Genomic DNA, 14781 nt, shown 5'->3' on the forward strand with positions numbered 1-14781 from the left:
CCTATTCCTTGCTGGCGGCTGGGGAAGCGGCCGCCTGTTGAACCGTAACATGGGTGCCGACATCCAGGCGATACTGGCCCGATGTAACGACCTGTTCATTGCCGGTAAGGCCCTTTTCGATGACGGCGTGGCCGCTCTCGATCGGGCCGGGTGTGACCTTGCGCACGGAAGCCGTGCCGGCAGCATCGATGATGTAGACGAAGAAGCCGTCTTCTCCGCGCTCAAGCGCTGCGGAGGGAATGGTCACGGCCTTTTGGAGCGTCTGCTGCTTGACCCTCAGCGTCACGAATTGACCAGGCCACAGCGCATCGTCCTTGTTCTCAAAAATCGATTTGATGCGGATCGTGCCGCTTGCCTGATCGATTTCGTTGTCGATGAGCGAAAGCGTGCCTGACGCAAGCTGCTGCGACTGGTCCATCGACATCGCCGTCACTTCGACCGGGCCGGCCTTCAGCGCGTTGCGCACTGCGTCGAGATCGTCCTCACGCAGTGTGGAGACAACCGTGATTGGCTGTGTCTGGGTGATGGTGACGATCGGGGTCGTATCGGTCGTGTGGACCTCGTTGCCGGCGTCGATTTTGCGGATACCTGTGCGGCCGTCGATTGGTGAGCGGATTTGCGTGTAGGAGAGCGAGATGTCAGCGGCCTCCTTGGCAGCCTGATCCTGCACAAGTTGTGCCTGTGCACTTGCCACCATGCTTTGCTGCTGTTCAACGGTTTCCTGCGTGACGATCTGCTGCTGGCCCAATTTCTGGTCCTTGCCGAGCAGATATTGGGCGTTGGCGAGATCGGCCTGGTCCTGCTTGATCTTTGCGGCAGCCTGATCGTCGGCCGCCTGGAAAGGGCGAGGGTCGATGACGGCGAGCACGTCGCCCTTCTTGACGGCCTGTCCCTCGACAAACATCACGCTCTGGAGCTCTCCGTCGACACGCGTCGTGATGTTGACCGTATAGTTCGCCTGCACTGTGCCGAGACCGTCAAGATAGACAGGTACGTTGGTAACGGTAGGTGTGGCGACCTCGACCGGCACAGCCGGCGCGCCAGGCTCCGGGGCCGCAATGGTCGGCTCCGTCCCTGCAAACCAGAAGGCTGCGGCCGATCCGCCCGCAACGGCGAGAATGGCGATGGCAGCGAGGATCGCCGGTTTCCGGCGACGACGGGGTTCAGTCACGATGCGGATGGATGTCACGGCCGGCTCCATGGGTTAAAGGTCGAACGACGCTGCAACGGCCACCGGCATGGGCGGCCTCTTAATCTGTTTCCTGAATTGAAGGGCTGGTACCCAGGCCAGGTGTCAGGCTACCGATTATCTGCGGCCCCACCGGCGCTTCTGTGTCCTGCTGGATCAATTCGATGCGAGAAGGCTACGTCCGGGCGAGCATTGGCGCATCTATACGCAGGTCTAGTTACCGTTCCCCATAGGTATACGCTCCCGCATCCATGTGGCGGCGGCACGCAGAAGGACCGGCGCGAAAAGCATTCGCACCGGCTCACTGCACCTATTCGAAGGAACATCGAGCGTCGCCCGGTCAGCCGGCTGTGGCCGGATTCACGGCGGCCGCGGGCGGATTCTTGCGGAAATCGGGATGCAGCGGTCCGAAGGGCATGGCGCCCATGCAGGCCACAAGCGCAAGGCCGGCGATCGCAGAACAGAAGGACAGGACGAAGATATCGGCATAGGCAAGTACGTTTGCCTGCGCATGGATATCCGCCGCAACCGCTGAGAGGGCTTCAAGACTCCCGCGATGGCTTGTCCCAAACAGCGTCTCCAGCTTTGCCACTACGCCGTGAAGATTGCTCGACGATCCCGAGATCGGCCCCGTCAGGATATTGGAATGGTACTGCTCGCGTTGTCGGAACCAGGTGTTCAAGAGGCTCAGGGCCAGTTCGACGCTACCGAGCCGGATCACCTGGATATAGGCGGATACCGCCGTCGAGCGTTTCGGGTCGGAATTTGCGATCAGGTAGACGACCGTCGCGAAGAAGGCGAAGGATTGCCCCGCCGTATGGAGGAGCACGGCCGGCAGGAAGTTAAACGGCGCCCATGTAACGGAGAGGTTCGATCCCCAGAGAGAGCCGAGCGCCATCGCCGCTAGTCCCATCATGATGCAAAGGCGCGCATCGATCCGGCGCAGCAGGAAGATCGCAAATGCGATGAACAGAAAGACCGGGATGACCGCGCCGAAGATATAGAGTTCAGATATGGCGATCGGCCGCAATCCGACGACCGTCTGCAGGAAGCCCGGAATGGAAATCGAGGCGCCGGAACTCGCAAAGGTAAAGGCGATGATGATCGCATAGCCGATGCCGATATTGCGCGACAGGATCACGCTCGCATGCGCCCAGGGATTGGCGACGACACTCTCATTGATGAGGAAGCCGATGAAGAGAATCGTGCCGCCTGCCAGCAGCGAGGTGACGATGCCGGAATTGAACCAGTCCAGCCTGTTACCCTGATCGAGACCGACATAAATCATCGTCATCGAGCATCCGAGCAGCATCATGCCGCCCCAGTCGGCATCCTTGAGTAGGCTCGAATTGATCTCTTCTTTGGGAGCACCGATGATGAGGAGAAGGGCGATGATCGGCGTGACGATCACATCCTGCCAATAGGCCCACTGCCAGCCGAGATAATCATCATAGATGCCGACGAGCACGAAGCCGAGATTCTGCGATAACGGAACGCGAAGCGCGTAGATCGAAAGGCCGATGAGCCAGTACTTCATGTCAAGATTGCGGAAGATCACCATGATGGTGGCCGGAATGAAGACGCCGAGCAGAAGGGCTCGCGCCGCATGCAGCGCAAAGAGTGCGCCGCCGTCATGGACCATGGGAATAATGAGCGAAATGCAGGCATAGACCAATGTCGTCGGGATCATCACCCGGCGCACACCGAAAACGGTGACGATCCAGGCGACCGCCGATGAAACAAGGATCTGCGGTGCGTTGGCGACGGTGCTGAGCCATGAGGCTTCGTCGAAGCCAAGCGAATAGGCGCCACGGATATCGGGCAGGCCGACGGCAAAGACGCGCGTATCGAAGCCGACTACGAAGGAGGCGAGCAACAGGGCTGCGACGATGAGAAACGGATGGCTGGTCGTCGTGCCGCTGGTCAGCGGACCAAAGGCGCGCGGAGCCGCGCTCATTGGTCCAGGTCCGGCTTGGTATCCACCCTGACGACGGCCGACATTCCGGGCTTCAGCCGATCAACCAGCGGCTGGCCTGGATCAAAGACGATCTTGACCGGGATGCGCTGGACGACTTTGGTATAGTTTCCGGTCGCATTGTCGGGCGGCAGCAGCGCGAAGATCGAGCCGCTTGCCGGAGACAGGCCGATGACCTTGGCATGCAGCGACTGGCCGGGGAAAGTGTCGATGGTAATGTCCGCAGATCGGCCCGGCGTGATCCGGGAAAGCTGTGTCTCCTTGAAATTCGCGGTAATATAGACGCTCGGAAGCGGAACTTCCGACACGAGGCTGGTGCCGGCCGCGACGAAATCGCCTTCATGGACGAGCCTGCGGCCGATGACGCCATCGAAAGGCGCGTAGATGCGGGCATAGCCCTGGTGGATCAGGGCGGTATCGAGCGATGCCTGGGCGGCATTCACCTGCGCCTGCAGCAGCGGAGACTGCCCGTTCAGAACGTTCAACTGGGCCTTTTGCTGCTCGATCGAGGCTGCCGTCGATTTGACCGAAGCCTCAGCCTGCAGATAGGCGGTCTGCGCCTGCTGCAGCAACTGTTGCGAGGTTGCGCCGCCAAGGCTGGTCTGGCGGTGGAACTCCTGTTCGGTCTGGGTCTGCTGTGCCAGGGCCGATGCGTTCTGCGCTTCAGCCACCTGCACGACGGCCTTTTGCAATTCGACCTGGTTCGCGAGATTGGCAAGCGACGCATTTGCAGCTTCAAGATTGGCCTTCGAGACGGCGACCGCCGCATCATATTCCCGCGGATCGATTTCGGCGAGCAGCTGGCCCTTCGTCACCGCCTGATAGTCGGTGACGGGGGTGCTCTGGACGATGCCGCTGATCTGGGCGCTCAGCGTCGAGACATCGGCGCTGACCACAGCATCGTCCGTTGATTGATGCGATGCGCCCGCCACCCAACGGTTCCAGTCGACGGTCACGATGGCCACTCCGGCGCCCACGAGCGTGATGGCGAGAAGGGGAATGGCAAGCCGTCTCAACGACACCACGGCTCCCGGGGAGGGCGCCGCCGCCGCGGGAGCTTCCGGCGGCGGCGAGCGCACGGGCTCGGACGGGCTGAGGCTGGTGATGGTGATCTGCTTGGCCACGCGCGCCTCACTTCTTGCTGCGGTCAGCGGAAATCTTTGCGCGGACGCGAACCGGGGCCGGGACGAAGGAGACGTGGCCGGTGCCATGGACCTGCAGCCAGTAGCCAAGCGCCATGAAAACCGCGCCGCCGATGAGGTTGCCGAGCGTGACCCAGACGAGATTATGGATGGCGGCGGCAAGCGTGATGTTTGCGGGATGCTCGCCCATCAGCGCCATCGAGAAGGTGAACATGTTGGCGACGCTGTGTTCGTAGCCGGCGGCCACGAAGATGGTGATCGGCCAGAAGATCAGCATGACCTTGGCAGCGGCATTTTCCGTGCGTCCAGCCATCCAGATGGCGAGGCAAACAAGCCAGTTGCAGAGAATACCGCGGGCAAGAAGCTCCAGCGATCCCGCCGACATCTTGGCCGCGACAATCGAAAAGAACGCCTGGCTTCCGTCGCCGAGAAGCACACCGCCGCCGGCCAGATGGAAGAGGCCCGCGAGCACCACGGCACCGATCAGGTTGCCGATCCAGGCCGCGACCCAGACAAGCAGCATATCGGCAACACGGCTGCGCCGCGTCAACACGGCAAGCGGCATATACATCGCCGTTCCTGTGAAGAGCTCGCTGCCGGCAAAGACGACGATTGTCAGGGCAGAGGAGAAGACCACCCCCATGACGAGATGCGCCCACGCCGGATCGGCATGAGCGCCGGCGGTAAACATAATGATATCGCCGAAACCGATATAGGCGCCGGCCATGGCCGCCCCGATCAGGAAGGCAGGAAGGTGGCTACGGACCTCTTCGGCTTTCTCTTCGCCGGACTGGGCAAAGTGATCAATCGAATCCTGATACATGACAGTACCTCGTCTCTCTGATGATCGAACCGGGCTTCGTCCCGGACGCTCGAGAAGTTAGTCGCGCAAGCCGCATTGCTGAATCATACCTACGTCTAGGCTGCCTCCGGGCAGGCCCGGACATGTGTTGTCATGCTCGCATGCTGCTTCGGTCGCGACGGAAAATCGCGCAATGCTGAAAAAAAGAGGCCGCCTCCGGATACGGAAGGCGGCCATTTGCGGATCCTCGGGCAATCCGTGGCTTCGGGCGGAGGGGAGGGACACCGGGAAGCCCTAACCGAGATTTCTATCGCCTGTCAGGAGGAGGCTTCAGGCGATGGGAAGGAAGATACGCCCATCTCGAAGCGGGCGGAACTAAACTTACGTATTGGCCCGCCTAGACCAGCGCGCGATTTCATCCGGTCCGGCCGCACCCCTATTCTTTTCATCGATCGGCGAGCCCTCGTCGACGATGTCAGGCAGCATCCGCTGTCAGCTCCCATGAACTGCGCTGCCGATAGTAACCTTCAACTTCCAACAGGATCCATCATGAAAACCAGTGTTCTTTCTCTCCTCGCAGCCGGCATGCTGGCCGCCCCTGTCGTTGCAAACGCCGCCCAGGCCGATGTCGGCAAGCTGGATTGCGACGTTTCCAAGGGCATCGGTGTTATCGTCGGCTCCAAACAGGATGTAGACTGCACCTACACGCCGAGCGCTTCCGGCGACTCCAGCCAGCACTATGTCGGCACGATCACCGATTTCGGCCTTGATGTCGGTACCGTCGAAAAGGGCCGGATGGTCTGGCTCGTCTTCAACGCCACGCGTGAACCGGTTGCCGGCCTAGAGGGCAATTATGCCGGTGTCACGGCCGATGCCAGCGTCGGCATTGGTGGCGGCGCCAATGTGCTGGTCGGCGGAACGAGCAAGACCGTCTCGCTGCAGCCGGTTTCGCTCGAAGGCGATGTCGGCGTCAATCTGGCCGTCGGTGTCACGGCCCTGAAGCTGCAGCTCGCAGAGTGAGCGGGATCGGGTCGATTTGTCACTGCGTAAGAGCCACCAGAGCGCTTGTGTCGAGATCAAACCTTTCCAAGACCTCAGCTAAGCCGGAGCTTGGCAAATCGTAGACGAGGACTCCGGATGTCTTTCATGCGGTTTCGACTTCGACCGCATGAAAGCCCCACAATTCTACTAGCAGAAATGCGAGTTGGCGCAGCCAATACCTTTGCGCATCATCGCGACCGTTCCGAAGGAGCGGAGCTAAGAGCGATACCCGTCGCCGTCTTGTTCAGGCGTAAGAGTGTCTCCGCTTTCGACGAACCTATAGGTTTCGTTCGCAAGAGGCTTTTACGTGGCCATATCACATTTCTCCGTCAGAATCGTCGCCCGCGGCTCTGGACGCAGCGCGGTGCAGCTGGCGGCCTATTGCCATTGCGCCAGAATGGAATTCGAACGGGAAGCGCGAACTATCGACTACACGCGCAAGAAGGGGCTTTTGCACGAGGAGTTTTCCATTCCTTCGGATGCGCCGCAGTGGCTGCAGTCGATGATTGCCGATCGTTCCGTCGCCAGCGCATCCGAGTCCTTCTGGAACAAGGTGGAGTCTTCCTCGAAGCGCGCCAATGCGCAGCTTGCCAAGGAGGTCACAATCGGCCTGCCGATCGAACTTTCTGCCGAGCAGAATATCGCCCTGATGCGCGACTTCGTGGCGACCCATGTCACGGCGAAGGGCATGGTGGCCGACTGGGTCTATCACGATGCCCCCGGCAATCCGCATGTGCATCTGATGATGACGCTGCGGCCGCTGACCGAGGATGGTTTCGGCCCCAAGATCGTCGCTGTGCTCGGTCCTGACGGTCAACCGATCCGCTATGGTGCAGGCAAAATCGTCTATGAGCGCTGGACAGGCGGCATTGACGAGTTCAACGCTTTTCGCGACGGCTGGTTTGCCTGCCAGAACCGGCATCTGGCGCTTGCTGGTCTCGACGTCAGGGTCGATGGGCGCTCCTTCGAAAAGCAGGGGATCGAGCTGGCGCCAACCGCCCATCTTGGCGTTGCCACGAAGGCGCTCGTACAAAAGGCCTCGAATTCCGGTCAAGCCGTTGTGCTCGACCGGCTGGAATTGCAGGAGGAACGGCGCGCAGAGAATGCTCGTCGTATCCGTCGCAATCCCGATATCGTTCTTGACCTGGTTATCCGCGAGAAGAGCGTTTTCGACGAACGTGATGTGGGCAAGGTGCTGCATCGCTATATCGATGATGCCAAGGTGTTCCGAAGCCTGATGGCGCAAATCCTGCAGAGTCGTCAGATATTGATGCTCGAAGGTGAGCGAACAGAGTTTGCGACTGGCCTTCGCGCGCCGGCGAAGTACACGACCCGCGAGATGATCCGCCTCGAAGCCGAGATGGCGAACCGGGCGATCTGGCTGTCGCAGCGCTCATCGCATGGTGTCAGACAAAGAGTTCTCGAGGCGACGCTTTTGCGCCATCCGCGTCTTTCGGATGAGCAGAAGGTGGCGATCGAGCATGTCGCCGGCGGCGAGCGGATCGCAACCGTGATCGGCCGTGCCGGCGCCGGCAAGACGACGATGATGAAGGCGGCCCGCGAGGCTTGGGAGGCGGGAGGTTATCGCGTTATCGGCGCAGCACTTGCCGGCAAGGCGGCAGAGGGACTGGAGAAGGAAGCGGGCATCGTCTCTCGCACCCTGTCGTCCTGGGAACAGCGCTGGAGCAGGGGCCGAGACCCGCTCGATGACAAGACGGTCTTCGTGCTCGACGAGGCCGGCATGGTGTCGTCTCGACAGATGGCATTCTTCGTTGAAGCCGTGACAAGGGCTGGCGCCAAGCTCGTGCTTGTCGGCGATCCCGAGCAGCTCCAGCCGATCGAAGCGGGCGCCGCCTTCCGGGCGATCACCGACCGCATCGGCTATGCCGAACTCGACACGATCTATAGGCAGCGCGAGCAGTGGATGCGCGATGCCTCGCTCGACCTTGCCCGCGGCAAGGTCGGTAGGGCCGTCGACGCCTATAGAACCAACGGCAAGGTCATGGGCTCGCAATTGAAGGCGCAAGCCGTCACCAGTCTGATCGCGGACTGGGACCACGATTACGATCCGGCCAAGACCTCGCTGATCCTGGCGCATCTGCGTCGCGACGTGCGCGCCTTGAACGAGAAGGCACGCGCCAGGCTGGTCGAGCGCGGTATCGTGGAACAGGGCTTCGTCTTTGCGACGACCGAGGGCAAACGCCAATTTGCAGCCGGTGACCAGATCGTCTTCCTGAAGAACGAGGCTTCGCTCGGCGTCAAGAACGGCATGTTGGGCAAGGTGGTCGAGGCTGCATCCGGCCGCATCCTCGTCCAGATCGGTGCGGGCGATGACAGCCGGCAGGTGGTCGTGGAGCAGCGCTTCTACGGGCATGTCGATCACGGTTATGCCACGACGATCCACAAGAGCCAGGGCGCGACCGTCGACCAGGTCAAGGTTCTGGCCTCGCTGTCTCTCGACCGGCACCTGACCTATGTGGCGATGACGCGCCATCGCGAGGATCTTGCCGTCTACTACGGACGCCGGTCCTTCGAAAAGACGGGTGGTCTCATACCAATCCTGTCGCGCAGGAATTCCAAGGAAACGACGCTCGACTACGAGGGCGGCCCATTCTATCGGCAGGCACTTCATTTTGCCGAAAGTCGCGGTCTGCACCTCGTTCGGGTCGCGCGCACGCTGGTCGCGCATCGGCTGGAATGGATGGTCAGGCAGAAGCAGACGCTCATGAGCCTCGCCAACCGTCTGGCCACCGTCGGCGAAAGGCTCGGTGTCGCAAGAACCGCATCGACGGCTCACCTTGTCAGCGCAGGCAAGACAGCAAAGCCGATGGTATCCGGCGTCACGATCTTCCCTCAGTCGATGGCACAGGCCATAGAGGCCAGGCTCGGCGCCGATCCCGGCCTCCTGAAGGAGTGGGAGGACGTCTCGTTGCGGTTTCGTCTCGTCTATGCGCAGCCGGAGGCGGCATTCAAGGCGGTCAATGTCGACGCGATGGTCCAGGATGCAAGGGTGGCTGCGAATACAATATTGAAGATCGCGAACACGCCGGAGATATATGGCGCTCTCAGTGGCAAGACAGGCTTATTGGCCGGTAAGAGCGACAAGCGTGATCGGGAAACTGCTCTTCTCAATGTTCCCGCTCTTTGTCGCTCTCTGGAGCGCTTTCTGAAGATACGCGTTCAGACCGTGCAAAGGGCTGAGATGGCAGAGTACGCTCGACGCCAGAACTTGTCGGTTGAAATCCCAGATCTGTCGCAAAATGCCAAGGCTGTTCTCGAACGCGTTCGCGATGCGATCAATCGAAACGATCATCCGGCTGGCCTCGAATATGCGCTGGCCGACAGAGCCGTAAAGGCAGAGCTCGAGGGGTTCGCACGCGCCGTTTCTCAGCGGTTTGGAGAGCGCACTTTTCTCGGAATAGCGGCGAAGGATGCTGACGGCGAAGTGTTCAAGATCCTTGCCGCCGGAATGAGCACTGCGCAAAAGCTCGAGATCGAGGCTGCCTGGGCCTCGATGCGGACCGTCCAACAAGTGTCTGCGCATGAGCGTTCTGTCGTGGCACTCAAGCAGGCGGAGGCAATAAGACAGACGAAGAGCCAAGGACTATCCCTGAAATAGCCTATTGATGGATGCAGTCCGCAATGCCAATCCATGGCAATCTCGCCCAGCTCAACTGATACCTCGACCACCACCACCATAGCGATTGACCGATATTTTATCGTCCCGGCCGCACCAACGACCGCGCGATATCGATAATGTCGTCACGTGAGGCGGTCGGATCCTCCCTGTTCCACGCGACGCCGAGACCGATCTTGAAGTCGACGCCTTTGACTTTCTTCAACTCAAAACCGCGGTTCGGCAGATCCTGCGTCCATTCCGGCACGAAGCCGATGCCAAGCCCGGCAGAGACCAGTGACACCAGCGAGAACGTGTCATCACACGTGTAGGCGACATTGTCGGTCAGATCGTGCTCCTCGAACTTTTCCGCGAAATAGCGCTCGCTGTAGGAGAGGTTCTGGCGGGAAAACGAGATGATCTTCTCGGAGCGCAGATCCTCGATGTCGATCTCGCTCTTCAGCGACAGCGGACTGTCCCTGGCAACAGCCAGAAGATAACGTTCATGCGCGATCGAGAAGAAGCGTAAGGAGCCGATATTCTCCACCGGCCTGATGAAGCCGAGATTGATGCGGCCTGCCTCGAGATGGCGGATGATGTCATCGGTGGTGCCGCTTTCGATATGCAGGCGGATATCGGGATATTTGCGGGCAATGCGCGCAAGGAACGCCGGCAGCACGCCGATGGTGGCGGGATAGACCGTGCCGATCGCAATCCTGCGCGTCGTCTTGCCGCCAACCGACCGGGCGATCTCGGTCGAAAGATCCACCTCACTGAGGATCCTGATCGACCGCTCGTAGAAGGCCGCCCCTGCCCTTGTCAGTTCCACCCGCCGTGTCGTGCGGATGAACAGCTGCACGCCGAGTTCCTTCTCGAGCGCCATCACCTGGTTCGACAAAGCCGGCTGGGCGATATGCACCTTGGCCGCCGCCCTGCCGAAATGCAGCTCTTCGGCCACCGCGACGAAGTAGGATAGCTGGCGTAATTCCATTACCGACACCCTCCCGTGAAGACGCTTTCAAGCAATCATCACGATTTAATTAGGGACTATCAGTCCGTCGATTGTCAAGCCCCAGATATGCGTTTCTCATGGAATGGGTGTTCGAGAGACAATCGGCTGGAATCTCAGACGTCTGCGTGTAGCCAAGGGGCTTTCGCAGGAACGCCTTGCTTTGGAGTCTGAGATTGATCGCTCTTACGTCGGGCGTGTGGAGCGAGGGAGGGAGAACGTTACCGTTTCGACTTTAGAGGCTTTTGCGCGAGTCCTGGAGGTGGACGTCTCAGCGCTGTTCGCCCCAATCGATCCCGGTGCGCAAAAGCCGACGGCGCTTCGATCCGGCAGAAAACGAAAGCGATCATGAATTTCGATAAGCATCTGTCGCCCACGCCCAGGAAGTCTGGACGCGAGATCACCGACCGATTTTGAAGCCGCGTAGCTTTGGGGCGCGCTGCAGATGGCAGCATCAGAAAACCCGCGTAGCAATCGGTCGCGTATCAATATAGGCAACAAAAATTATCGTTTTCCACGTTTGCACAGCTGATCAATTGTCGACAGATCGCGTTCGGCGGTTGTTTATGACAGTTCCATGACAGAGTATGTGCCCCGCTGATTTGCAAGGGGAACATAGAATATGAAAGAGAAGAAGCGGGTCTACGAGGCTCTCGTAGACGGCGCAATGGATGGACTTGTAGGCAATGCGCTTTATGATTTTGTCCGCAAGCGCTGCCCGAAAGCCTCCAGCAAGAAGATCGTTCGTGCCTCGTTGCTGGCGCTCAGCGATCCTCATCTAAAGGACCGCAATATCCTGGATGTCATCTATGCGCTGGCAATTAAGCACCGGCTGGACGACACCTCCGTCGAGGACGAGCATGACGAGGAGGCCGAGGAACAGAAGAGGCCCTCCGACGCGGCCATCAAGGACCAACCGCCGCTTTCCTGATTGCGAGGACGAGAAATTCCCGGGATCCAAAGGGCACCGACGTCATTAGGCGGCGCTGTCGGAGAGCTCTTTGAGGATCGGGCAGTCGGGGCGGTCATTGCCGTGGCAGGCATGAACGAGATGCTCGAGCGTATGTCGCAACTCCGTTAGCTCGCGGATCTTCCGATCGATTTCCGAAAGCTTTGCCTCGGCGATCCCCTTGACGTCGGCGCTTGCGCGGCTCTTGTCCTCGTAGAGCGCCAGCAGTTGACGGCACTCCTCGACTGAAAAGCCGAGGCCGCGCGAACGCTGCAGAAAGCGCAGCTTGTGTACGTCCGAGGCCGCATAATCGCGGTAGCCGTTTCCGCCCCGGTCAGGGCGGATCAAGCCGATATCCTCATAATAGCGGATAGTCTTTGAAGGCAGACCGGACCGTTCCGAAGCTTCGCCGATATTCATCGCTTGATACCTTTACAGCTTTTCGACCCTCAGCCTCAGTGCATTGCCAATGACGGAGACAGAGGAGAGGCTCATGGCGGCCGCTGCAATCATCGGCGAGAGCAACAGGCCGAAGATCGGATAGAGCACACCGGCTGCCACGGGAATGCCGAGCGCATTGTAGCCGAAGGCGAAGCCGAGGTTCTGGCGGATGTTGCGCATCGTCGCCTCAGCCAGCCGTCTTGCGCGGACGATCCCGTTGAGATCGCCCTTCACCAATGTAATGCCGGCGCTTTCCATCGCAACATCGGCGCCGGTGCCCATGGCGATGCCGACATCGGCGGCCGCCAGCGCGGGTGCATCATTGACTCCATCACCAGCCATGGCAATGACGACGCCTCTTGCCCTCAGTTCATCAACGAGCGCCTTCTTGTCCTCGGGCAGAACATCGGCGCGGACCTCGTCGATCCCGAGGCTTTTCGCCACGGCACGGGCCGTGCGCTCATTGTCGCCGGTCGCCATGATGATCTTCAGGCCGCTGTCATGCAGCGCCTTGATGGCAGCCGCCGTGGTTGGTTTGATGCGGTCGGCGACCGCGACGAGGCCGGCCAAACTACCGTCGATGACGACGAACATGACGGTCTTGCCTTCGCCGCGGAGCGCTTCGGTCTGGTCCAAAAGCGCTGCCGGATCGATGCCGAGATCGGCGAGCAGGGCCGCATTGCCGAGGGCGACGGACGCGCTGCCGACCGTGCCCTTTACGCCCTTACCGGTCTTTGCCTCGAAACCTGTGACCTCGTGAAAGGTGAGGCCGCGTTCTTCGGCCCCTGAGACGATGGCTTCTGCAAGCGGATGTTCAGAGCCACGTTCCAGGCTCGCGGCAAGCGCCAGCAGATGTTTTTCATCAATGCTGCCCAAAGCCACAACGTCCGTCAGTTTGGGTTTGCCCTCGGTCAGCGTGCCGGTCTTGTCGACGATCAATGTGTCGACCTTGGAAAAACGCTCAAGCGCTTCTGCATCCTTGATCAGGACGCCTTCCTGCGCGCCGCGTCCGGTGGCGATCATGATCGACATCGGCGTTGCGAGGCCGAGTGCGCAGGGGCAGGCGATGATCAGGACGGCGACGGCGGCGAGCAGCCCATTGGCCAGCCGCGGCTCCGGCCCGACAAAGGACCAGACGAGGAAGGCTGCGATGGCGGCGGCAACGACGGCCGGAACGAAGATCGCCGAAACACGGTCGACGGCGCCCTGAATCGGCGCGCGCGAACGCTGCGCCTTGGCCACCATATCGACGATGCGTGAGAGTGTGGTATCTGCACCGACCTTTTCGGCAGTCATGATCAATGCGCCGTTCTTGTTCATCGTGCCGCCGGTCAGTGCGTCGCCCTTGGCCTTTTCAACCGGAAGCGGTTCACCCGTGATCATCGATTCATCCAGCGTCGACTGCCCTTCGGTGACGGAGCCATCGACCGGTATACGTTCGCCGGGGCGCACGCGCAGCCGGTCGCCGGTCTGGATCTCATCGACAGGCACGTCGCGCTCACTTCCGTCGGCGTCGATACGGCGCGCAGTCTTCGGCGCAAGATCAAGCAAGGCGCGAATTGCAGAGCCGGTGCGTTCACGGGCCTTCAATTCCAGTACTTGCCCGACGAAGACGAGCGCCACGATGACGGCAGCCGCCTCGAAATAAACGGGGACGGAGCCGCTATGACCGCGGAAACTGTGTGGGAAGAGGTCCGGCGCCAAAGTCGCCACGACGCTGTAGAGATAGGCCGTGCCGACGCCGAGGCCGATCAGCGTCCACATATTGGGGCTGCGATTGACAACCGATGCCCATGCCCTGCGGAAGAAGGGAAGGGCTGCCCAGAGGACGACGGGTGTCGCCAGCAACAGTTCGACATAGCTCGCCAAGGGCTCGCCAAGCGCTTCGCGCGGCCAAGACAGACCAAGCATCGGGCCCATGGTAAGGATCAGGAGCGGAATTGAAAGAACAGCACTGACCCACAGACGCCGGATAAAATCCACGAGTTCCGGATTTGGACCTTCATCTTCGGGCGGAATGCCCATCGGTTCCAGCGCCATGCCGCATTTCGGGCAGTCGCCGGGATGGTCGCTGACGATTTCGGGGTGCATCGGGCAAGTATAGAGCGTGCCCTTCGGCATGGCGGCTACCGTTGGCTTTTTGCCATGGCGATAGGATTCGGGATCAGCCTCGAACTTCGCCTTGCAGCCTGCCGAGCAGAAATAGAATTTTTCGCCCTCGTGCTTTAGGAAGTGTTTCGCGTTCGAGCGGTTGACGGTCATGCCACAAACCGGGTCCTTGGCGGTCAGATAATCCTGCGGTGCCGCCTCGAATTTCTGGCGGCAGCTATCGCTGCAGAAGTGATAGGTGTGACCTTCATAATCGAGGGAAGGTTTTCCGGCGTTCGGATCGACCGTCATGCCGCAGACGGCATCGCGCACCACCACTTCAGCCTTTTTGTCGTGGCCGCAACCACATTGCGTACCGTTGGCATGATGGTGATGGTCGTGGCCATGCCCATGATGATCGTGGTCGTGGTGATGGTCGTGCTTGTTATCCATAAAACTGCGCCTTTCATGCCTTTCTGGCATCCGGACAGCTTTATGAACCTTCCAGCAACTGGAAGGTCAACGTCTT

Annotated in this window: 11 protein-coding genes; 4 read left to right on the plus strand and 7 right to left on the minus strand. The window is 60.3% G+C overall.

Translation table 11 applies throughout. The features are described from left to right. Position 1 precedes the first annotated feature (1 nt). From AC1DM5_RS26685 to AC1DM5_RS26700, 4 genes are all read right to left on the minus strand, one after another. Positions 2 to 1189 carry an efflux RND transporter periplasmic adaptor subunit gene (locus tag AC1DM5_RS26685; RefSeq protein WP_477976016.1) on the minus strand — a complete coding sequence of 396 codons (1188 nt, stop codon included), beginning with the start codon at positions 1187 to 1189 and terminating at the stop codon, positions 2 to 4. 340 nt (positions 1190 to 1529) lie between these two features. Continuing rightward, a complete protein-coding gene (locus AC1DM5_RS26690; RefSeq protein WP_477976018.1) occupies positions 1530 to 3146 on the minus strand; it encodes an MFS transporter in 1617 nt (538 codons plus the stop codon). Next, positions 3143 to 4288 (minus strand): HlyD family secretion protein, encoded by a 1146-nt coding sequence (locus AC1DM5_RS26695; RefSeq protein WP_477976020.1) that lies wholly within the window; start codon positions 4286 to 4288, stop codon positions 3143 to 3145. The genes AC1DM5_RS26690 and AC1DM5_RS26695 overlap by 4 nt, the downstream gene beginning before the upstream one ends. Positions 4289 to 4295: 7 nt before the next feature. Then, on the minus strand, positions 4296 to 5129 hold the full coding sequence (locus AC1DM5_RS26700) for a formate/nitrite transporter family protein (RefSeq protein ID WP_477976022.1): 834 nt from the start codon (positions 5127 to 5129) through the stop codon (positions 4296 to 4298). A gap of 528 nt (positions 5130 to 5657) precedes the next feature. Here AC1DM5_RS26700 and AC1DM5_RS26705 point away from each other — a divergent pair. Together AC1DM5_RS26705 and traA are read left to right on the plus strand one after the other, a co-directional pair. Next, positions 5658 to 6128, plus strand: coding sequence for a DUF992 domain-containing protein (locus AC1DM5_RS26705; protein WP_477976024.1), 471 nt, complete (start codon positions 5658 to 5660; stop codon positions 6126 to 6128). A gap of 328 nt (positions 6129 to 6456) precedes the next feature. Further along, on the plus strand, positions 6457 to 9768 hold the full coding sequence (traA, locus tag AC1DM5_RS26710; protein WP_477976026.1) for a Ti-type conjugative transfer relaxase TraA: 3312 nt from the start codon (positions 6457 to 6459) through the stop codon (positions 9766 to 9768). 97 nt (positions 9769 to 9865) lie between these two features. Here traA and AC1DM5_RS26715 read toward each other — a convergent pair whose 3' ends face one another. Then, positions 9866 to 10756, minus strand: coding sequence for a LysR family transcriptional regulator (locus AC1DM5_RS26715; protein WP_477976028.1), 891 nt, complete (start codon positions 10754 to 10756; stop codon positions 9866 to 9868). A gap of 103 nt (positions 10757 to 10859) precedes the next feature. Between AC1DM5_RS26715 and AC1DM5_RS26720 the strand changes: the two genes are divergently transcribed. Together AC1DM5_RS26720 and AC1DM5_RS26725 are read left to right on the plus strand one after the other, a co-directional pair. Further along, positions 10860 to 11126 (plus strand): helix-turn-helix domain-containing protein, encoded by a 267-nt coding sequence (locus tag AC1DM5_RS26720; protein ID WP_477976030.1) that lies wholly within the window; start codon positions 10860 to 10862, stop codon positions 11124 to 11126. 270 nt (positions 11127 to 11396) lie between these two features. After that, positions 11397 to 11705 (plus strand): hypothetical protein, encoded by a 309-nt coding sequence (locus tag AC1DM5_RS26725; RefSeq protein WP_477976032.1) that lies wholly within the window; start codon positions 11397 to 11399, stop codon positions 11703 to 11705. 45 nt (positions 11706 to 11750) lie between these two features. Here AC1DM5_RS26725 and cueR read toward each other — a convergent pair whose 3' ends face one another. Further along, positions 11751 to 12143, minus strand: coding sequence for a Cu(I)-responsive transcriptional regulator (gene cueR, locus AC1DM5_RS26730; protein WP_439017322.1), 393 nt, complete (start codon positions 12141 to 12143; stop codon positions 11751 to 11753). A gap of 12 nt (positions 12144 to 12155) precedes the next feature. Beyond that, complete coding sequence (locus tag AC1DM5_RS26735) at positions 12156 to 14705, minus strand: heavy metal translocating P-type ATPase (protein ID WP_477976034.1); 2550 nt, start codon at positions 14703 to 14705, stop codon at positions 12156 to 12158. Positions 14706 to 14781 lie beyond the last annotated feature (76 nt).

Source organism: Rhizobium sp. 01T437 (assembly GCF_056398505.1).